16 protein-coding genes are annotated in these 20,754 nt (G+C 35.8%); 10 read left to right on the forward strand and 6 right to left on the reverse strand.

Going from position 1 to position 20,754, the window contains the following annotated elements; translation table 11 throughout:
• Nucleotides 1–442: 442 nt before the first annotated feature.
• Entirely contained in the window at nucleotides 443–916 is a 474-nt protein-coding gene (locus LV89_RS02235; protein WP_109741232.1) for a LytR/AlgR family response regulator transcription factor, read from the reverse strand.
• Nucleotides 917–936: 20 nt separating this feature from the next.
• Nucleotides 937–1,221, reverse strand: coding sequence for a response regulator (locus LV89_RS02240; protein ID WP_109741233.1), 285 nt, complete (start codon nucleotides 1,219–1,221; stop codon nucleotides 937–939).
• Between the two features lie 277 nt (nucleotides 1,222–1,498).
• On the opposite strand from LV89_RS02240, the gene LV89_RS02245 reads away from it, so the two are divergent.
• The gene (locus tag LV89_RS02245) at nucleotides 1,499–4,075 is read left to right on the forward strand and encodes a M14 family metallopeptidase (RefSeq protein WP_109741234.1); all 2,577 of its coding nucleotides are present in this window, start codon (nucleotides 1,499–1,501) and stop codon (nucleotides 4,073–4,075) included.
• A 233-nt stretch (nucleotides 4,076–4,308) separates the two neighbouring features.
• On the opposite strand, the gene LV89_RS02250 is transcribed toward LV89_RS02245, so the two are convergent.
• Complete coding sequence (locus tag LV89_RS02250; RefSeq protein ID WP_109741235.1) at nucleotides 4,309–5,070, reverse strand: hypothetical protein; 762 nt, start codon at nucleotides 5,068–5,070, stop codon at nucleotides 4,309–4,311.
• 405 nt (nucleotides 5,071–5,475) lie between these two features.
• On the opposite strand from LV89_RS02250, the gene glyA reads away from it, so the two are divergent.
• Nucleotides 5,476–6,768: a serine hydroxymethyltransferase gene (gene glyA / locus LV89_RS02255; RefSeq protein ID WP_109741236.1), complete on the forward strand. Its 1,293-nt coding sequence runs from the start codon at nucleotides 5,476–5,478 to the stop codon at nucleotides 6,766–6,768.
• A 315-nt stretch (nucleotides 6,769–7,083) separates the two neighbouring features.
• Complete coding sequence (gene tatC / locus LV89_RS02260; RefSeq protein ID WP_109741237.1) at nucleotides 7,084–7,935, forward strand: twin-arginine translocase subunit TatC; 852 nt, start codon at nucleotides 7,084–7,086, stop codon at nucleotides 7,933–7,935.
• A gap of 124 nt (nucleotides 7,936–8,059) precedes the next feature.
• Here tatC and LV89_RS02265 read toward each other — a convergent pair whose 3' ends face one another.
• Both LV89_RS02265 and LV89_RS02270 read right to left on the reverse strand, forming a co-directional pair.
• On the reverse strand, nucleotides 8,060–9,616 hold the full coding sequence (locus tag LV89_RS02265; RefSeq protein ID WP_109741238.1) for a DUF1501 domain-containing protein: 1,557 nt from the start codon (nucleotides 9,614–9,616) through the stop codon (nucleotides 8,060–8,062).
• A gap of 69 nt (nucleotides 9,617–9,685) precedes the next feature.
• Nucleotides 9,686–11,395 (reverse strand): DUF1800 domain-containing protein, encoded by a 1,710-nt coding sequence (locus tag LV89_RS02270; protein WP_109741239.1) that lies wholly within the window; start codon nucleotides 11,393–11,395, stop codon nucleotides 9,686–9,688.
• Nucleotides 11,396–11,796: 401 nt separating this feature from the next.
• Here LV89_RS02270 and LV89_RS02275 point away from each other — a divergent pair, with 401 nt between their 5' ends.
• The 7 genes from LV89_RS02275 to LV89_RS02305 all read left to right on the forward strand — a co-directional run bounded on the left by LV89_RS02275 (nucleotide 11,797) and on the right by LV89_RS02305 (nucleotide 19,245).
• Nucleotides 11,797–12,585, forward strand: coding sequence for a 5'-methylthioadenosine/adenosylhomocysteine nucleosidase (locus LV89_RS02275; protein WP_109741417.1), 789 nt, complete (start codon nucleotides 11,797–11,799; stop codon nucleotides 12,583–12,585).
• Between the two features lie 43 nt (nucleotides 12,586–12,628).
• Nucleotides 12,629–13,177 (forward strand): ADP-ribosyltransferase, encoded by a 549-nt coding sequence (locus tag LV89_RS02280; RefSeq protein ID WP_109741240.1) that lies wholly within the window; start codon nucleotides 12,629–12,631, stop codon nucleotides 13,175–13,177.
• Nucleotides 13,164–13,493: a hypothetical protein gene (locus LV89_RS02285; RefSeq protein ID WP_109741241.1), complete on the forward strand. Its 330-nt coding sequence runs from the start codon at nucleotides 13,164–13,166 to the stop codon at nucleotides 13,491–13,493. Before LV89_RS02280 ends, LV89_RS02285 begins: the two co-directional genes overlap by 14 nt.
• 122 nt (nucleotides 13,494–13,615) lie before the next feature.
• Nucleotides 13,616–16,450, forward strand: a complete 2,835-nt coding sequence (gene uvrA / locus LV89_RS02290; RefSeq protein ID WP_109741242.1) for an excinuclease ABC subunit UvrA — start codon at nucleotides 13,616–13,618, stop codon at nucleotides 16,448–16,450.
• 96 nt (nucleotides 16,451–16,546) lie between these two features.
• A complete protein-coding gene (locus tag LV89_RS02295; RefSeq protein WP_211321132.1) occupies nucleotides 16,547–17,932 on the forward strand; it encodes an AAA family ATPase in 1,386 nt (461 codons plus the stop codon).
• Complete coding sequence (locus LV89_RS02300) at nucleotides 17,929–18,669, forward strand: HNH endonuclease family protein (RefSeq protein ID WP_109741244.1); 741 nt, start codon at nucleotides 17,929–17,931, stop codon at nucleotides 18,667–18,669. Before LV89_RS02295 ends, LV89_RS02300 begins: the two co-directional genes overlap by 4 nt.
• Before the next feature lie 120 nt (nucleotides 18,670–18,789).
• A complete protein-coding gene (locus tag LV89_RS02305; RefSeq protein WP_146199053.1) occupies nucleotides 18,790–19,245 on the forward strand; it encodes a hypothetical protein in 456 nt (151 codons plus the stop codon).
• 212 nt (nucleotides 19,246–19,457) lie between these two features.
• Here LV89_RS02305 and LV89_RS02310 read toward each other — a convergent pair whose 3' ends face one another.
• Complete coding sequence (locus tag LV89_RS02310; RefSeq protein WP_109741246.1) at nucleotides 19,458–20,699, reverse strand: IS4 family transposase; 1,242 nt, start codon at nucleotides 20,697–20,699, stop codon at nucleotides 19,458–19,460.
• Nucleotides 20,700–20,754 lie beyond the last annotated feature (55 nt).

Below are 20,754 nucleotides of genomic sequence, written 5' to 3' on the forward strand. Positions count from 1 at the left end.
AAATTTTAATAATAATTACTTTATTTTTAATTGGATTTCTTCCATTTGATTATATCATTGATAGAATATTTTATTTGTTTTATCTTCCTAAAACAATAGATAGACAATTTAACTATTTTTTTATTGTTAAATGTTTTTCTGCTTTCAGTTGGATTTTAATTCAAATTTTATTGACTAATTATTTTTTACACCTCCAAATAAAAAGTCAAAGCATATTAAATAAATTCATTTTTTTTGAGACAGTCATTCTAATTTATTTTACTCTTAAAATTTGGATATATTAATGTTTTTACCCCTCTAACGCTGTCAGGGTTTGAACCCTGACAGCGTTGAAACTATTTTGGTACAAATAAAAAAAATTGCCGTTGTCTGTGTCTCCACAGACGACTCCGATTTATCGTCTGTGGAGACACAGACAACGGCAGTAGAAGTAACAAATCAATCACAAATTCGTCAACCTCTGTACAAATTCATCTTTACGTCTTTTGCTCACTTCTACGTGTTTCCCGTTATAACCATCAGATTTTAAATACTTTACTGTATGATTTAGATTTAACAAAAAACTGTGGTGGCTTCTGAAAAAACCTTGTTCTGATAAAATATCTTCGTACTCCTTTAAATTATGAGACGACACGATTTTTCCGCCATTCATTAAGTAAAACGTAGTATAAGGACCATCCGCCTGCAAATAAACAATTTCAGAAATATTCAAAACCGAAATTCCATCAGAATTACTCACGGTGATTTTAGAAGGTAATTTTTTAGGTTCTTCCAACGTTTTCATCAATAACGAAAGTCTTTCTTGCAAACCCACTTGTTGCCGTTTTACCTTCAATCTTTCTATGGTTTTACACAGTTCTTCGGGGGCAATGGGTTTTAGGAGATAATCAAAAGCGGCATATTTATAGGCTTTCACGGCAAATTCGTTGTGAGCCGTTACAAAACAATTTCAAAATCAATATCAACCATCTCAAAACCTTTGACTTCTGGCATTTGAATATCTAAGAAAATGAAATCAGGTTTCAATTGTCGAATCAATTTAATTGCTTCCGTTGCACTTTCTGCTAAACCCAAAACTTCAACGTCAGGACAATATCTTTTCACCAATTCATTCAGTAAATTGTGTCCTTTCTGTTCATCGTCAATGATGAGAGTTTTTAGCGTTTTCATCATTGAAGTCGTGTTGGGGATAAGCATCTGATTATCAAAATTACAAGTCATTTTATGTTTTTCAACAACCGATTACCAACAAAGCAGGTTGGATAAAACACAATTTTTAACTATTATTGTATGACATAATTTATTAGACTTCCTACGAAAGTGTTTTAAGTCGTAAAACAACATCTTTTCGGCTACAAATAGCGAAAATTTTTCAAGATTGGGCATCCCCCCATTTCTCTGCTATGCTTTCAAAATTCCCGCTATTTTCACTCGAAAATATACCATTTTTCAATCATAAAACACTTTCGCAGGAAGTCTATTTCAACAAACCAAAATAATGAAAAACCATTTACCTAAAATAACTCACAGAAAGCGGTTCGCCGCTTTTTTGTTTTTGCTACTGGCTCATTTCAGTTTCGGACAAGTTCCCAACAGTTATTATTTACCTCAAAATGTCAGTTACGACCCAAAAATCCCAACACCTCAACAGTATTTGGGCTATCAGGTGGGAGATTGGCACATTCAGCACGATGCTTTGGTGGGTTATTTCAAGAAAATTGCGGAACTCTCAAACCGTGTACAATTGACTGAATATGGTCGTACTTATGAAAATCGTCCTCTGTTACTGATGACGGTTTCATCACCCAAAAATTTATCGAATATTGATAAAATTAAAGCCGACCACCACGCTTTGGTTGAACCCGAAAAATCGGCAAGTTTAGACACCAAAAATATGCCGATTGTGGTTTGGATGGGTTATTCAGTTCACGGAAACGAAGCCAGTGGAACAAATGCTTCGGTTTTAGCCGCCTATTATTTAGCGGCGGCTCAGGGTGCAGAAATTGACTCGCTTTTGAACGAAACGGTCATTTTAATTGACCCAAGAATTAATCCCGACGGCGGAGAACGTTTTTCGAGTTGGGTAAATGCCAATAAAAGCCAAAACTTAGTATCCGACCCAAACAGTCGTGAACTCAATGAAATGTGGCCTGGGGGGCGATACAACCACTATTGGTTTGATTTAAACCGTGATTGGCTTTATACGCAACACCCAGAAAGTAAAGGCAGAATCCAGAAATACCACGAATGGAAACCGAATATTTTGACCGACCACCACGAAATGGGTCCCAATTCTTCGTTCTTTTTTCAACCGGGGATTCCTGCTCGTACACACCCACTTACGCCCAAAAAGAATATTGATTTAACCGAAAAAATTGGCAAATTTCACGCTGAAGCTTTGGATAAAATTGGTTCATTATATTTCACCAAAGAAGGTTACGACGATTTTTACTACGGAAAAGGCTCTACTTTCCCCGACGTGCAAGGTTGTATCGGTATTTTGTTTGAACAAGCCAGTTCTCGTGGACATTTGCAAGAAACGCAAAACGGAAATATGAGTTTTGCATTTACCGTCAGAAATCAGTTCACTACGACGCTTTCAACCTTAAAATCAGCTCGAAATTTACGCCAAGAATTATTGGATTATCAACGTAGTTTTTACCAAGAAAAGAACGCTTCGCCTGTTCAATCTTACGTTTTTGGCGGTGGAAATGACCCTGTAAAAGTTTGGGAAATGACCCGAATTTTACGTCAGCACGAAATTGATGTGTATGAAGTTGCCAAAGATGAAACCTTAGACGGAAAATCTTTCAAAAAAGGAACGTCATTTGTTGTGCCATTAAATCAACCTCAGTATCGTTTAATTCAAGGAATTTTTGAAAAACGTACCACTTTTGAAGATTCACTTTTCTACGATATTTCAGCTTGGTCGATGCCACATTGTTTCAACGTACCATATTCAGAAGTGAAAATGCCTTTGACTTTAGGTACAAAATTGACGGCAAATGATTTCCCGAAAGGAAAAGTAATTGGTAAAAGTGCCTACGGATATGTTTTTGAATGGAACAGTTATTTTGCCCCAAGAGCCGCTTACGAATTACAGAAAAAAGGCTACAAATTGAAAGTTGCTACCGAACCTTTCACAGGTGTAATTGAAGGTGGAACAAAAGAATTTAGCTACGGCACAATCGAAATTACGGCAGGCTCAAATCAGCAAGCCAATTTTGAGTCGCTTAATACGCTTTTACAAACGTTAGCAGAACGTGACGGCGTGAATTTCTATGGGGTAAAAACAGGTTTAACACCTACAGGAATTGATTTGGGCAGTAGTTACTTTGCTCCCATTCGTCAGCCAAAAGCCTTGATGTTGACTGGTTATAACGTAAATCCAAACGATGCGGGCGAAACTTGGCATTTATTGGATACTCGTGTAAATCTCCCTTTAACAATGGCGGATATTACGCAAACCAACCGCATGAATTTGGAAAAATATAATACTTTAATCCTTTCAAGTGGTGATTATAGTGCTTTGGAAGAAGAGAAAATCAAAACTTGGGTACGTAATGGCGGCGTATTAATTGCTATGACAGATGCCGTAAATTGGGTGGTTGCGAAAGGACTTTCTCCTGTAAAAATCAAGGCAATTCCAGCCGATACTTCTGCTCCAAAACCTTACGCTTTGGCAGAACGCTACAAAGGGGCTCAACAAATTGGTGGGGCAATTTTCCAAGTAAAAATCGACCCAACGCACCCAATCGGTTATGGATTTAAGGAAAATACGTTAAGCGTTTTCAGAGACAATACTATTTTCTTGGAAAAGATAAAAGACCCATACAACGCTCCGTTAATTTACACCAACGAACCTTTAGTAAGTGGCTATGTTACAGAGCGTAATAAGAAATTATTGAAAAATACGCCATCGGTGGTAGCCACGAGTTTTGGTGCTGGAAAAGTAATTGTGATGACGGATAATCCCAATTTCAGAGCATTTTGGTACGGAACGAATAAGTTATTTTTAAATGCGATGTTCTTCGGTTCAACGATTCTTTCGGGAGTACGTGGCGGAGAAGATTGATATATGATACTTCTCAGATTTCCTAACTCTTCGAGAGTTAGGAAATCTCTAAAACTAAACAAAAAAATATCCCGCTGATGATAGAAAAATCTACCTTCAGCGGGATTTGTATTTATAGAAACTTTGTTATTTTTTACTCTTCTTTCAATATATTTTCAAACTTATCGGGTCATTCCTCAAAATATAATAAATAGGAAATAAGCATTTTACCCGTTTTCTAATCACCACTACCATTAGAATTGCATTCCTTCTAAATCATTCACCGAAACCACATATTTAGCTTCATTATTTCCCATACGCACTTTCAAATGATAATTTCCTCCTGCTAAATAATATAAAGGTTTCAAAACGCCTGTTTGTGTAGCCTCACTGTATTTATAATCACAAGGAATCCCCATACCTGTTTCGGTAGTCAAAATCGGTACTAATCTGCTGTCACCAGTTTTGATATGAATAACGTTATTTTCATCTGTTTGTAAGCATCTTACAATTTCGCTTGGAGCAGGCACAGCATCTAAAGTCATTTTCACAGGAGCATAAATAATGGTTTTATCTTCTTCGTCAATTTCCATGATACGGTAATATTTTGTACCTACATACATTTTAGGGTCAACAAATGTAAACAAAGACCTTTCGTCGTTTTTCGATTCAACTTTTACTTCTATTAAATCATAAAAAGTCTCTCTATCATGACTAATTTGAATTACATAAAGCTTTGCACTCTTACCCACAGCACTAACCCACGATAATTTTGCTTTATAATTCTCATCAAGTGTAGCTTTCAATGAAATCTTAGAATTGCTTAATGATTTGATTGGTTCATAAGATTTTTTAGAAAGAATTGATGCGACACGGCTTTGTTGCTCATCAAATAATTTTACATCAAAAAACTTATATTCTTTGTTGGCTAACAATTTGAACGGTTTTGCGGGAATAGCGAAAGATGAATTGACGACAGAAATCATCAATACAGCATAAAGGAACGTTTTTTTCATGGGTTAATTATACTTGTTAGTGTACAGCTTTAAGTAGCAAAAAATATACCAAAAATATTTTTATAAATTAAAATCTTACCTAATAAGATTTTTTTGATTCCCTTTTTGATAAAACATCTTCGGGATTTATTCTTCAAAAAGCAAGCTTAGAGACATTCAAAAAAATTGTTTTCACAATCCATTTTAAAGCCTTATTTTTACATCATAAAACAGTCTAATCATTTGATTTTGTGAATATTTCAAGAAGTTTTTGAAGAATATTTGCTTATTCAGAGGTGTTAGGTATTAGATGTTAGGTTTTAGCATTTTGAGATATTCCTTATTTGGGAAAATCTTAGAAAACTAATCCCTAAAACCCAATTCCTAAAACCTATTACCCAAAACATTCACTCATTGAATTTACCAATGGCAACAGCAACTTTCACGCTCGAAAGAGATACCGAAATTTTTAATTTGATTAATCAAGAAGCTCACCGTCAAGAGTACGGAATCGAATTGATTGCTTCTGAGAATTTTACTTCAAAACAAGTTATGGAAGCCCAAGGCTCTGTTTTGACTAATAAATATGCGGAAGGGCTTCCAGGAAAACGTTATTATGGTGGTTGTGAAGTAGTTGACCAAGTAGAAACTATTGCTATTGAACGTGCAAAAGCACTTTTCGGAGCATCTTGGGCAAACGTTCAAGCTCACTCTGGAGCTCAGGCAAATGCGGCGGTTTTCTTGTCATTCTTAAATCCGGGAGATAAAATTTTAGGTTTTAATCTTTCTCATGGTGGTCACCTTTCACATGGTTCTCCCGTAAACTTTTCAGGAAAATACTTCCAAGCATTTTTCTACGGAGTTGAAGAAGAAACAGGTTTGATTGATTGGGATAAAGTAGAAGCTACGGCTTTGAAAGAAAAACCAAGATTGATTATTTGTGGTGCTTCGGCATATTCTCGTGATTGGGACTACGCTCGTTTACGTACCATTGCTGACCAAATCGGAGCAATTTTATTAGCAGATATTTCTCACCCATCGGCATTAATTGCTAAAGGTTTATTGAATAACCCAATGCAACATTGCCATATCGTAACTACTACTACGCACAAAACTTTAAGAGGTCCTCGTGGTGGTTTAATTATGATGGGTAACGATTTTGTAAATCCATTCGGTTTAACAACACCAAAAGGAGAGTTGAAAATGATGTCTGCTTTATTAGACGGTGGAGTTTTCCCAGGAACTCAAGGTGGACCTTTGGAACACGTTATCGCAGCAAAAGCAATTGCATTTGGCGAAGCTTTAACGGATAACTTCCAAGCTTATGCAGAACAATTACAACGTAATGCAAAAGTAATGGCTCAGGCATTTGTTGATAAAGGATATAAAATCATCTCAGGAGGTACAGATAATCACCTGATGTTGATTGACTTACGTCCAAAAGGATTGACAGGAAAATTAGCTGAAAATACTTTAGTAAAAGCTGATATTACTATCAACAAAAACATGGTTCCTTTCGATGATAAATCGCCATTTGTAACCTCAGGTATGCGTGTAGGTACGGCAGCCATGACAACTCGTGGTATGAAAGAAGCAGAAATGTTGCACATTGTGGAGTTAATTGACAGCGTTTTGATGAATCACGACAATGAAACTTTCATTGGTTCAGTGAGAACAGAAGTAAACAAATGGATGGAAGCATTTCCATTATATGTATAAATTTTAGTACAAAGTATTGGGTATTATACCAAGCGAAAAGCGATTTGCGAAAAAGCGAATAAGGAAACGACACAAAATCATAGATTTACTTAATTTCTATTTTACTAAACCTCAATCGGTTGAGTGCCAGTTTTAAGATTTAGTATATGATGTTTTTTCTCTTAATACTTGATACTACATACATAGTACATTATAAAAACCCTGACAATACTAAACGTTGTCGGGGTTTTTTGTGTTTTTGATGTAACTTTACGAGATAAATTTTAATCCAAGAAATATGACGAGAATCATTTCTCGAAATAATGATAAACACAAATGGCTTTAGACCAAGATTTTGAACACGAAATAGACGAAACAGAAGGCAATGAAATGTCCTTCATTGACCATCTTGAAGAATTACGTTGGCATATCATTCGCTCACTGATTGCCATTTTTGTTTTTACAATTATTGGGTGGATTTTCCAGAAAGAGATTTTTGGGGGAATTATTATGGCTCCTTCCAAATCAGAATTTTGGACAAACCGAATGCTTTGTAAATTAGCTGATTTGACAGGTGTAGAAGGACTTTGCTTTAAACAAGCAGATTTTATTCTGCAAAGTCGTGAAGTTTCTGGGCAATTTATGATGGCTCTTACACAGTCAATCATGGTGGGTTTGTTACTTTCTTTCCCTTATTTTTTCTGGGAAATTTGGCGTTTTGTTAAACCTGGATTGAAAGTAAAAGAAGCAAAAGCGGCAAGTGGAGCTGTATTCTGGGTTTCAGTATTATTTTTTACAGGTGTTGCTTTTGGATATTACGTGGTATCGCCGATGGCAATTAACTTTTTGGCAAGTTTCAAGTTAGATGACGCAATCCAAAATCAATTTGATATTAATGATTATATCTCATTACTTTCAACGATGACTTTGGCTTGTGGTATTACATTCCAGTTGCCAATGATTGCTTATGTACTGTCAATGGTTGGTATTCTTACGCCACAATTCATGCGTGAATATCGTCGTCATGCTTTGGTGGTAATTTTGATTATTGCGGCAATTATTACGCCTTCGCCCGATATGATTTCTCAACTTTTGGTAACCTTACCTCTTTTAGGACTTTACGAAATCAGTATTGGTGTATCTGCGAGAGTGAACAAACAACGCCAAGCAGAAGCTTTAGAAAGCTAATTCATTTTAGGGTTTGATATAAAAAACGGTCAGGTGAAATAAATCACTTGACCGTTTTTGTTTGTCTGAACTACGATTTGTTAGATAGATATACTTTAAAGATTTGTCATCTCAAAAATCATAGTTAAATGCCCGCAATAGATAAATTCACTCCTGCTGCAACATTTAAGTTTCCGTAGTTTTGCAAATTTTTAATCGTTGCATTGGCACTCAGCGTTACGGTATGACCTGCACAAATTCTGGCATTTTCCGTTGTGAAAGGTACACGCCCACACGACCATGTTTTTTCGTCATGCCAACTTCCTGTTTTTATGGTACAGACTTCATCGGTAAATAATGAAACGGTATCAAAACTTTTATTGAATAATAATGACGTTGCATCTGTTTTACTTCTTCCGAACCAGTCGATGAGAATATCCCAATAAATCCTTCGGAAGTCTATTTGCATTTTTAAATCTTGATTACCCGTTGTACCATTCAAATCTGTGGGTAAATTAGAATATCCACCAATATTGGGATTTCTACCAACCATTTGGCGTTTCAGACTTGACCCAAAAACAAACATTGGAGCAGCTACACCGTGGTCAGTTCCAGCACTTGAGTTAGAGTTTGCTCTTCTTCCAAATTCTGAAAAAGTAAATCCAACGACTTTATCTTCAATTCCTCTTTGTTGCAAATCGGCTTGAAATGCGGCAATTCCTGCCGAAACTCTTCCTAATAAAGTAGCATGACCTCCCAAATTATTATTGGTTCCTCCACCCGATTGTACTTGTCCTGCATGGGTATCAAAGCCTCCAATGGATAGAAAATAGACCTTCGTTTTTAAGCCTCCTCCTACTAATCTTGCGACAATTTTTAATTGGTCAGCAATAGAATTACTTGTAGGATAGGTTGGTGCTGGCGTAATATTTCCTGCATTATGAGCTGCCGTAATTTCAGCAGAATAGCCAATAGCCAAAGCTTGTTGTTGACGAATAAAAGCGACTAAATCTCCTGCTTCGCAACAAGGTAAATCAGTCGTTGTTCCTCCACTTCCACCACCTACCAAAGTGGCATAACTGGCGGGGTCATTGATAGCAACTGCCATTGACTGATTACTTCCCAAAACAGTAGTAGAAGTCAAGTACCCAATCTGAATTGCCAGAGGGTCTTCCATGGTGGCATTCGCTGCATCACGGTCGGTAATTGGTGGCGTTGGATAATTCAAGAATCTGTCTTCCAAATATCTTCCTGCCCAGCCTGTATCCGCTTGCACAGACGCATCCGAACCCGTCATCCAAATATCAGTTGCCCGATAATGCGAATAATTTGGTGTTGGATAAGAAACAGAATGTACAACGGCTAACTTTCCGTTATCATGCAATTGTTTCAAGCCTGTCATGCTTGGATGTAAACCTGTTACGCCACTTCCAATCGGTAAAACCGAAGCTTGCGGAATAGCAATATTACTTCGTAAGGTATTGTATTGAGAATATTGGTCGAGGGGAATAACGGTATTTAATCCGTCATTTCCGCCATTAAGATATATGATAACTAAAACACGGTCTTTGGCGAGTGCATCTGTTTTCATTAAAGACTGCACAAGTGGAGAATTCGCTCCGAAGGCTTTAACTCCCATACCTCCTACCATTACTGGCACTAAAAAAGAAGACGTGGCAGCAAGGAAATCTCTACGTTTCATAATTATATATTTTGATGCTTTGAGTTTTATGGATAATTGATTGTTTACAGGAAAAAATCCTGAGTTACTTTAACAAATACTATACTCTGCCATTCTGAGTAAATACTTCATTAAAGCCTCCAATTTAGATTTCACCGTATTGATATTCGTTGTGGTAGGGTTTGCTTTATATGATGCCCATTGGGTTGTCCAGTTAGTTCTTGGCTGATTAATCATAAAAATGGTATCAATCAAAAATGTTTTCTGATTTGCAGTAAGCTCAGTGGCAAACAAATTCATAGTTACCAATTCCACAATATGTACACAATTGGTTACATCATAATTAGGAGGTAGTGGAATGCTCGGATTATGATTAACATTGGTTAAATCCACCATTGCCAACATATCAATTTTAATAGTTACCAAAGGCGTAATACCAGAAACGAGCGTTCTTCCTGAGATGAGTTTATCAGTAAATGAATTACGAAGACCAATTTGAGAGGTGTTTATCCAATTTCGGGAATAGCCTGTTTGAAAGTACGCATCATAACCAAAAACGGTTGGTTGGTCAAGCAAAGCCATTTGCATTTCGGTCATCCTATCATAAATATATTGGGCATACGTTCTATGATTTTTTACGCTATTAATCAAATTGGCAGAGTCAATTATTGGCACTGGAAAATTGAAAAAGCGATGAGCCCCAACAATGAATTCGGCAGGAGATTTTATGATTGCTCCAATATTTCCAACATCATAAAAATGTTCAGAAGATAATAGTTTGTGAATAATTGGTTTAATTTCAAAAGTACGTCCCGTTGTAGGGTCAACACTTTTAAAAATATTGGCTAAAGGAATAATTACGTTGTCTTCTATTTCTTGCGTAACATTTGGGTTTACGAAAAAACGATACAATTTTCGACAAATGAATTTTGCTGTTTCTGGGTGAGCAAAAAGCATATTCAACAATTCATCTATTTCAAACTCACCAGCATTATTATAACCCACAGGAGCTGTAGTAGGCGTATTTATCGTTTTATTTTGATAACTGGCGGAAAAAACCTTAGAGGCAGTATCATGTCGAGTTGAGGTAAAGTAACTCTCCACAAAAGTTGTTCCGTTGGTATAAAAGTTTCGGTATCTCCAACCCGTCAAAACTCTGGCAGCGGCTTTTACGTCATTTTCAGTATAATTACTATTTCCTGCAAAATCCTTTGCTCCTACCACAAATAATTCTTGTAATTCACGAGCATAATTTTCGTTTGAAGCGGCTCCACCCGTTCCCTTTTGGTTATCGTGTCCGTTCAGAAACTTTAACATAGCAGGGTCATAAGTAATATCACGAACAAAGTCTTTAAAATTCTCTAAGGAGCGACTTCTAACCTTCATAAAATACTTATAAATAGCTCGATATTCATCAACGGCAGCCTCAGTAGTAACAAAATGATTTTGCCAAAAAAGCGTCATTTTATCAATAATTGACGGATTGCCACTCTGAGTAGCCATCATATTTATCCACCAATATTTATAATAAAATCTAAAATCAAAATTTCGGGCAAGCGTCGAGTCATAGGAAGAATTTACATACTCTTGCCCAACCGTCGTTTTGGCATCATTCAAATCAACAGGCGGAGGTGGATTGTAGTTAATATTATCTATTAAAGTTTGAATTGCCAGCGTTGAGCTAACTCCAGTATATGCCGCAATATTGGCTTGGGTAGGACCAAACGTAGCCCTGCGTAGTAAATGAGCAGCCTGTTGAACCGTAAGGGGTTGTGCATAGGCGTTCAATGAGTAGTTCATTGTTAAGCGAGTTAAGGATTTAATAATGGAAGTTTGTATTCAAAAACTGGGTGAAGAGCAAATTTGCTTGAGCAAGTAGAATAGCTTAGAATTGAACCTGTTTAAACTTTTCGTTTTGAATGGGAATTAATTTTACGACTGTATTTTTAAAATTTTGCTCCGCTGTGGAGCAGATATAGCATTGCTACATTAAATAAATTTTAAACTCACAGACTTCAAATGAAACGATTTACAATCAAAGGAATAAGTTTAAACAGGTTCATTATATTTCAGTGTTAAATTATTGACTAAATTTAGTAAATAACATTGTTTTTTGGTACAACGTGGTGTTTGAAAATGAGTAAATGGTAATTTTACTAACAAATATATTCAGAACAAGAATTATGCAATTCATCACATTTATGAAAAAATTAATCATATTATTTTTATTATTTTCTTTTCAAGTACAAGCACAGAAACCCTTAACTGCTATTTTGGGTGCATTCAGTGACGAAGTAAAATTGTTAGAAGATTCTCTTCAACATAAACAAATCATCAATCTGAAAGGAATACGTTTTCTTACAGGCGAGTTACGTGGACGTTCGGTAGTGGTGGCTCTTACAGGCGTAGGCAAAGTAAATGCCGCCATGACTACCACCATTTTATTGATGAATTGGCAACCTCAACAATTGATTTTTACAGGTATTGCAGGAGGCGTAAATCCAGAGATTATGCCGGGCGATATGGTCATTGCCCAATCAACGATTCAGCATGATTTTGGCAAAATAGACTCCACAGGAATGGTGCTTTGGCAGACCTTTAATCCAACCGATAAATCCAGAAATCCGCTTTATTTTCCTGCTGATTCCGTGTTGTTAAAAAAAGCTCAAAAAGTGTCAAATCTGACGAAATTCAAGGAAATTGTAGGTAGAAAAGTGAAGGTTATGACAGGAATTGTTGCTACGGGAGACGTTTTTGTAAACTCAGATGAAAAAGTAAAAGAACTCCAAAATAAAGTAAAAGCCGATGCGACCGAAATGGAAGGTGGAGCAGTAGCACAGGTTTGTTACGAGTTGAAAATACCATGTTTAATCCTCAGAAGTATCAGCGATAATGCCAACTCAAAAGCCCACGTTGATATGAATGTTTTTGGTTCAATTGCGGCTTATAATTCAGCAAGTTTGGTATTGGGGATTTTGGGGGAGTTGTAAGTTTTTGAGCGTAAAATATTATTAAAATACCTATATTTGATTTATGACCATTGAGGAATACGCCACAAAATACCTTTCTCTTGAAATTCAACTCATCGAATCCAGCCAAGAACGGCTGAACATTTTACCAGAATTGACTGTTTATGAAAAAGCTATTATTTTTAAATATTCAGAAGACGGATATGAAGATTTGAACGAAAAATTACGCCTGAGTGGAGGCAAAGACATTTCTATTTTTGGAATACTTTTAGATGAATGTTTAAACAAATTACCTGATTATCAGGGACGAGTTTATAGAGGAGTAAGTTTAAACAAATATGATTTGAATAGGTATTTAGAAGCATTTCAAAACAATATTCTGATTACTGAATCTTTTTTTATTTCAACAAGTGAATCTCAATTAGCATCAAGAATGTTTGGACGAAATGTTCAATTTCAAATTATCAGCAAAAAAGGAAAAAGTATTAGAGAAATTGCTAAATTTGAAGATGAAAGAGAAGTATTATTTAGACATAACACTTGTTTTGAAATTTTAGATATTTCTCATAATCAGGATGTTATTATAATGAAGGAGATTAATGGAAAAGCATAAAAAAAATATTTCGACAACACAACCTGACCGCTTGACTAAATTATTAGTCAATGACTTTCAGAAATTTAAGAATACAAATGTTTCTCCAAGAAGTTCTGAACTTGACGAAGAAATCCTGACTTCTTTCATTCAAGTTCTTGACGCTAAACTTTTAGACGATACTCTACCAAGAGAAGAAACGGTCAGAATAATGAAATTAGTGAGTATTTTGGATTGGGAAAGAGAAAAAGCAACAATTACTCCCGAAAATATTGATGGGAAAATAGATACCGCCAAACGATTACAGAAAAAGTCGCAATCAGGATTTAATCAATAAAAACCCCAAAAGCCCACGCCAAAAACGTGGGCTTTTCTTTAACTTTATAGTCAATTTAGGTGTTAGGTTTTAGAGGCTCAGGTTTATTTAACCCCTAAATCCCAACCCCCATTCCCTAAAATATGGCAAACAATCATTCAGACATTACAGGACACGATAATATTGAAATTCTTGGTGCAAGAGAACACAATCTCAAAAATATTGACCTAACCATTCCCCGCAATAAATTAGTCGTTTTTACAGGAATTTCTGGCTCTGGAAAATCCTCTTTGGCTTTTGATACGGTTTATGCCGAAGGACAACGCCGATATATGGAGTCGTTTTCTGCGTATGCTCGTAGTTTTATGGGCAACATGGAACGTCCTGATGTCGATAAAATCAATGGGCTTTCTCCTGTAATTTCTATTGAACAAAAAACGACTTCCAAAAATCCACGCTCAACCGTTGGAACGGTTACGGAAATTTACGACTTCATGCGTTTGCTTTACGCACGGGCGGGCGAAGCGTTTAGTTACGTCACGGGCGAGAAGATGATTAAGCAGTCTATCGACCAAATTATTGACGTGATTTTGCAAGATTATCAAAACCAAAAATTGATTATTCTTGCCCCCGTCGTGAAAGGGCGTAAAGGTCATTACCGTGAATTATTCGTTCAAATTGAGAAGTTGGGCTATACAAAAGTGCGTGTGGATGGCGTAGTGATGGATATTCAGCCCAAAATGCAACTCGACCGTTTCAAAATTCACGATATTGAAATTGTGATTGACAGAATTATCGTCAAAACCGAAGACCGTTTTCGTTTATCGCAATCCGTTCAAACTGCTTTGAATCAAGGAAAAGGCATCATGATGACTCGTGATGAAAAAAATGAGGTTCGCAATTTCTCAAAATACTTGATGGACCCCGTTTCGGGCATTAGCTACGACGAACCTTCGCCCAATAATTTTTCTTTTAATTCGCCCTACGGTTGGTGTCCGACTTGTCAAGGTTTGGGAAAAGTGGAAGAAATTACCGAAGATTCAATTCTACCCGACAAAACCCTCAGCATTGAAAAAGGAGCAATTGCTCCCATCGGAGAATTTCGTGATATGTGGATTTTTAAGCAATTGGAAGTGTTATTGAAACCCTACAAGGTAAATTTGAAAACGCCAATTGAAAAATTCCCTGCCGAAGCCATCGAAATTATGTTGCATGGAACGGATACGCCCGTGGCTGTTCCTTCCAAAAAATACGAAGGAACGGATTGGAACACCAAATACGAAGGTATTGTAACGTTTTTGAAACGTCAGCAAGAAACAGGTTCGGAGAAAATTCAAGACTGGATAAAGGATTTTATGGTGGTGAGTACCTGCCCAGATTGTAAAGGTTTACGCTTGAAAAAGGAGTCGCTTCATTTCTTGATTGACCATAAAAATATCGCTCAATTAGCCGAAATGGACATTACCGAGTTGGCGGAATGGTTTACAGGTTTAGAGCCAAGAATGTCGGAACGTCAAAACGTAATTGCCAAAGAAATTTTGAAGGAAATCAGAAAAAGAATTGGCTTTTTGACGGGTATTGGCTTAGAATATTTAACGCTAAATCGTTCATTACGAACGCTTTCGGGTGGTGAAGCACAACGTATTCGTTTGGCAACGCAAATTGGTACGCAACTGACCAACGTGTTGTACATCATGGACGAACCAAGTATCGGTTTGCACCAACGAGACAACGTAAAATTGATTCAAGCTCTCAAAGATTTACGTGATTTGGGCAATTCGGTTCTCATCGTTGAACACGACAAAGACATGATGTTGGAGTCGGACTATATCGTGGATATTGGACCGGGAGCAGGACGACATGGCGGAGCAATTGTGGGACAAGGAACGCCAACTGAATTTTTGCAGAACAATTCGACAACCGCTAATTTTTTGAGTGGCAAAATAGGCATTGAAGTTCCAAAACAACGCCGAAAAGGCAATGGCAATACGCTGATTATCAAAGGAGCATCAGGAAATAACCTCAAAAACGTTACCTTAAAATTGCCTTTGGGAAAAATGATTTCGATAACTGGTGTAAGTGGCTCAGGGAAATCTTCGCTGATTCATGATACCATGTACCCGATTTTGAACCGTCATTTTTTCAATGCTAAACAAGAACCAATGGCTCATAAATCGGTAGAAGGTTTAGAACATTTAGATAAAGTTATTGAAGTTGACCAATCGCCTATTGGACGCACACCACGCTCGAATCCTGCTACATACACGGGTATGTTTACGGACATACGCACCTTGTACGCCGAGTTGCCCGAATCTAAAATTAGAGGTTACAAAGCGGGTCGTTTCAGCTTCAATGTGAAAGGCGGACGTTGCGAAGATTGCGAAGGTGCAGGCATGAAAAAAATCGAAATGGAATTCTTGCCCGACGTTCATGTGGCTTGCGAAACCTGCAAAGGGAAACGCTTTAATCGGGAGACTCAGGAAGTTCGTTTTAAGGGGAAATCAATTGCCGATGTGTTGGATATGACGGTGGAACAAGCGGTAGAATTCTTTGAAAATCAGCCTAAAATTGCTCGTAAGGTACAAATGCTCAACGAAGTAGGTTTGGGATATATCACCATCGGACAACAAGCCACCACGCTGTCGGGAGGAGAAGCCCAACGAGTAAAATTAGCCGAAGAACTCTCGAAAAGAGACACGGGCAAAACCATGTATATCTTGGACGAACCCACCACTGGGCTCCATTTTCAAGACATCAAAAAACTCTTGGAAGTCCTCAACCGATTGGCAGACAAAGGCAATACCGTCTTGATTATTGAACATAATTTAGACGTAATCAAAGTATCCGACCACGTAATTGACATCGGTCCAGAGGGAGGACAAAAAGGCGGAAACATCATCGCAGAAGGCACACCAGAACAAGTAGCGAAGGTAAAAGGAAGTTATACGGCGAAGTTTTTGAAGGAGGAGCTTTCTTGATTTTGGAATTGGGATTTGGAATTGCGGATTTTGGTTTCGAGTGAATTGAGTATATTTGGAAAAATAATTAAAAATATGAGTGGATTTGCTGAAAATATGGAATCACCAGTAATGTACTTAAAATCACTTGCAATAAAAAATGTAAGAAGTTTTAAGAACAGTAGCAAAATTATATTTACTACTGAAAATCCTGTATATTCTACTCAAGGAGCAGTATTTGAGAATAACGGAGGCAAAGCTGAGATACTAACATTGTCAGGACAGTTATTAAAACCCTCTCAATGGACAGTAATTTTAGGAAATAATAATACAGGGAAAACTACTATTTTAAAGTGTATTGCTGATTTGTACTTAAAAACAGAAAAAGTTTCTGATGAAATGGCTCAAAATGTTTATTTTGGGCAGAAAGGTCTTTATTATATCAATACAGATAAAAACAAAGTTGAATTAATTAATAATTCAGAGGGACATTATTTTTTGAATTTTTTATTTAAAAAATCAGGTTTAGGCTGGCATTTTCAACGTGATTTTATTTGGGGAATTTTAAAGGAAAAAGATGAATCAGTTAATTATCCCGCTACCGAAGTAAAAGAGACTCTTTTTTTTAAAAATATCTTCCTCCAAGGTTACAGCACCCAAAGAAAAACCTCAGAAAGTAGTCTTTCAGAACAAGAAAATACGGAAACTGTCCAAAGTTTTTTCACTAATAATTTTGAGTTAATTAATGTTGAAGAATGGCTTTTGCAGATTAATTACGCTTCGAAAAATGATGATTCTACAAAATCAGATAGAGAAAGAGCTAAAAGCATTGAGAAAAGAGTACGAGAAGTAATTACCAGTGAGATTTTACCTGATATTCAAGATTTTAGATTTCGTTCAACCCAAGATTTTAAAAATTATATCGAATTCCAAACAGATTATGGTTGGGTTCGTTTAAAAGATTTGGGCTATGGTTATCAAGCAACTTTAGCTTGGGTAATGGATTTGGCAAAACGAATGTTTGACCGTTATCCAACTTCAAAAAATCCGTTAGCTGAACCTGCGGTGGTTTTGGTGGATGAAATTGATTTACATCTTCATCCAGAATGGCAACGCAAAATCATTAGCTATCTGAGTAATATTTTTAAAAATACTCAATTCATCGTTACGGCACATAGCCCATTAGTCGTGCAATCTGCTGAGAATGTTAATTTGGTAATGCTCGAAAAAGATGGCGACCATATCAATATTCGTCAGCAATTTGGCAGTTTTAAAGGTTGGACAGTCGATGAAATATTGACGGAATTAATGGGAATGGACGATAAAACGATGTCTGACACTTACCTCGAATTGATGAAACAATTTGATGAAGCCTTAGACGAAGACAATTACGAAAAAGCTCATTCGGCTTATGAAGGTTTGGATAAAATACTGCATCCGTCAAGTCCACAGCGTAAGATTTTAAGAATACAAATGTCGTCCTTATCCCCCATAGAAGCATGATTCAGTTAAAATCAGTTCCTCTACCTAAATTATTAACAGAAAAATTGCGAGAAGAACTAACAAATAAATTTAAGGCTAATAAAAAGGAGAATGTTTGGAATAAACCATACATAAAAAAGGCTCTTTTAAAAATGTCCAATTCTAAATGTTGTTATTCTGAATGTAAACTTGATGAAAAAAGCAACTACATGGAAATAGAGCATTTTCACGCTAAAAGTATTTATCCAGACAAGGTTGTAGAATGGGCAAATCTTCTCCCAAGTTCTAAAAGGTGTAATGGCAAAAAAGATAATTGGGATGTTATAGCTGAGCCAATTATTCATCCCGTTTTAGATAATCCCAAAGACCATCTCTATCTGAAGAATTTTCGGCTCTATGGTCGTACTCAAAAAGGTAAAAACACTATTATTGCCGTTGATTTAAACGATAGGCAACATTGGGTTAATCCAAGATTTGATATGGGTTCCAAAATTCAAGAAAAATTAGAAGAAATTGAAGAACAATTACCAAACTTACAAACAGATAAAACAAAAAGGAGATTAATAAAAACCTTAAAAAATATTCTGCGAGAAGGTACAAAAGATTATGAATTTAGTGCCGTAGCTGCTACTATTATTCTACATGATGACAACTATATTCTTGTCAAAAGAGCCTTTCAAGATAATGATTTGTGGGATAACGAATTTAAAGAATTAGAAATCGAAGTTGAATATTGTGCAATGGATATTAAGGCTTAACTTCTGCCGTTGTCTGTGTCTCCACAGACAACTCAATGGTTTATTTTGTGAAATGATTGTCCCCTCTGGTTCAAGCGACGTAAAATAAGAGATTGTAAATAATTCAAAAATAAAATCATGATGGAAAAAATTAAATTACTATTCAACAAGAATCGTTTTACGTTCTTAGCTTATATAATTCCATTCTCAATTATATTTATTGGGAATTATTTTGTCAATCATGTTTTTTCTGGAGAAAGACCTTTAAAATATTTTGGATTAGAGGCATATCAAATAATAATTATTATTGGCTTAATCCCTATATTATTTCTAAAAGAAAATAATCTTTTAAGAATAATGGCAATTTGGATGATGATTAATACGATTATGCCATTTCATAAAATATATAAATGGTTTTCAAATACTGAGTTGGCACATTATTTAGCCAATTATTTAGGCATTGATAATAATTTAGTATTAGGATTTATTTTGTGTATAGCTGGTTTTTTTCATCATAAAATTCGTAATGTAGCATTATTTATACTGCTTGGACTAACGTTTTATACAATATATTGTCAATATCTTAAAATGAATTAGGTTCTATATTTTATAGGTGTTCCCGCCCTTGTTGGTGTTTTCCACCATAGCCGTCAGGCTAAGAGTTAATAATATCTTTTGTGTAAGGTTTATAATGTTTAATTCCAATCTTTTTTCTCTCTTTTTTAGCTCTCGTCCATAATTCTTCGAAAATACACTGCAACCATTTTTTTAGGTCAACCATTTTTTTTGGAGATGCCCCCATAATACTTTCAAGTTTTTTTTACAATTTTATAAGCTTTCCATTCACTAAGTTCAAAGTCTGTTTGTTGTTTTGTAAAATCATTAAAAAGGCGTTGGATGTATCCACTCAATAGAATAGAGATTAGCTTTCCATAGAGATAACACTCAAACCTTGCAATACTCATTTTACCTATTTTATCAATTTCAAAAACACTCTTCCAAATTTTAAAAAGTAGCTCAATTTGCCATCTAAGCATATAAAAAGGGTATATTTGACTTGTTTTCAAGAGTTGTTGTGGTGCATTTGTAATGAAAACATTATAATGAGCTAATTCTTTTTTAAAATCAGAGTTTCGGTAAGGGGAACGTCTCTTTTTTGATTGGTTTTTCTCTTTATTTTCATACTTCTTTAGCCGTTTTTGAACAATGGCTTCTGGTATTTTTTGTAAATGTAAACGTACTTTGAGTTTATTTTTTGAACACCCTAAATATAGTTCCTTTTCAAAATTATCTCCTTTTATCTGTTCAAAAATAACATCCCATTCTATTGGCTGATATTCCCCTTCAAGGTTTTTAGTAAAAAGACTTGTCCCTATTTTATATCTACTGATAAAGTAACCTCCTTTTTGAGCAATATCTGTAAAATGAGTCAGTTTATAATAGCCCAAATCCATTAGATGTAAATCATTAGCAGAAATATCTATCCCTTTTTGATTCAACCAATCTGTATCTGTTTCTTTGCCATTACGAAAATCTAATTTGAGTATTTTACCACTTAATAAATCAAACTCGTGTTGAATTTTTATAACACTACCTGTGGTATCACCTGCATTTCCCTGATAGTAAGTGGTTAAATCTGAAGGTAATTGAAAACTGGTAGCATCTCGTAAAATAATACGTTTAAACCCACAACTAAAATGTTTTTGCTTACTTGAAGCTGACAAAACCTTCTCAAAAATTGATTCAAAGCATTTTCGCATAAAGCTAACGCCATGAATATTAAAACGTTCGTCTAAAGATTGTTTGGTTAGCTTAACTCCAAAATTATTAAATAGTTCTGTTCCTAAATCATTGAGACTATCCACTTTACCATTACTGACTAAACAGGTATTCAATTGCAAAAACATCCAAGCACTTAAACGAGATGTACTTCGTTCTACAAATTTCACTTCTCTTCCTAAACGCTCAATGCTTTCAGCTTTAAAAAATTTACTTAACTCGCCAAAACAAGTTGATGATAAATTTATATCTTTAAAACAATTTTTTTCCATATCGCAAAGATAGGATTTAACTCTTAGCCTGACGGCTATGGTGGAGACACTGACA

The sequence above is a fragment of the Arcicella aurantiaca genome, assembly GCF_003148625.1.
In the GTDB taxonomy this organism is placed as follows: Bacteria; Bacteroidota; Bacteroidia; order Cytophagales; family Spirosomataceae; genus Arcicella; species Arcicella aurantiaca.

Excerpts from the sequence above, each read along its gene's own strand:
- LV89_RS02275 (WP_109741417.1), top strand. The coding sequence starts at position 11,797 with ATGAAAAAATTAATCATATTATTTTTATTATTTTCTTTTCAAGTACAA.
- LV89_RS02265 (WP_109741238.1), bottom strand. The coding sequence starts at position 9,616 with ATGAAACGTAGAGATTTCCTTGCTGCCACGTCTTCTTTTTTAGTGCCA.
- LV89_RS02240 (WP_109741233.1), bottom strand. The coding sequence starts at position 1,221 with ATGACTTGTAATTTTGATAATCAGATGCTTATCCCCAACACGACTTCA.
- LV89_RS02250 (WP_109741235.1), bottom strand. The coding sequence starts at position 5,070 with ATGAAAAAAACGTTCCTTTATGCTGTATTGATGATTTCTGTCGTCAAT.
- LV89_RS02300 (WP_109741244.1), top strand. The coding sequence starts at position 17,929 with ATGATTCAGTTAAAATCAGTTCCTCTACCTAAATTATTAACAGAAAAA.
- tatC (WP_109741237.1), top strand. The coding sequence starts at position 7,084 with ATGGCTTTAGACCAAGATTTTGAACACGAAATAGACGAAACAGAAGGC.
- LV89_RS02285 (WP_109741241.1), top strand. The coding sequence starts at position 13,164 with ATGGAAAAGCATAAAAAAAATATTTCGACAACACAACCTGACCGCTTG.
- LV89_RS02270 (WP_109741239.1), bottom strand. The coding sequence starts at position 11,395 with ATGAACTACTCATTGAACGCCTATGCACAACCCCTTACGGTTCAACAG.
- LV89_RS02280 (WP_109741240.1), top strand. The coding sequence starts at position 12,629 with ATGACCATTGAGGAATACGCCACAAAATACCTTTCTCTTGAAATTCAA.
- LV89_RS02305 (WP_146199053.1), top strand. The coding sequence starts at position 18,790 with ATGGAAAAAATTAAATTACTATTCAACAAGAATCGTTTTACGTTCTTA.
- LV89_RS02295 (WP_211321132.1), top strand. The coding sequence starts at position 16,547 with ATGGAATCACCAGTAATGTACTTAAAATCACTTGCAATAAAAAATGTA.
- glyA (WP_109741236.1), top strand. The coding sequence starts at position 5,476 with ATGGCAACAGCAACTTTCACGCTCGAAAGAGATACCGAAATTTTTAAT.
- LV89_RS02310 (WP_109741246.1), bottom strand. The coding sequence starts at position 20,699 with ATGGAAAAAAATTGTTTTAAAGATATAAATTTATCATCAACTTGTTTT.
- LV89_RS02245 (WP_109741234.1), top strand. The coding sequence starts at position 1,499 with ATGAAAAACCATTTACCTAAAATAACTCACAGAAAGCGGTTCGCCGCT.
- uvrA (WP_109741242.1), top strand. The coding sequence starts at position 13,616 with ATGGCAAACAATCATTCAGACATTACAGGACACGATAATATTGAAATT.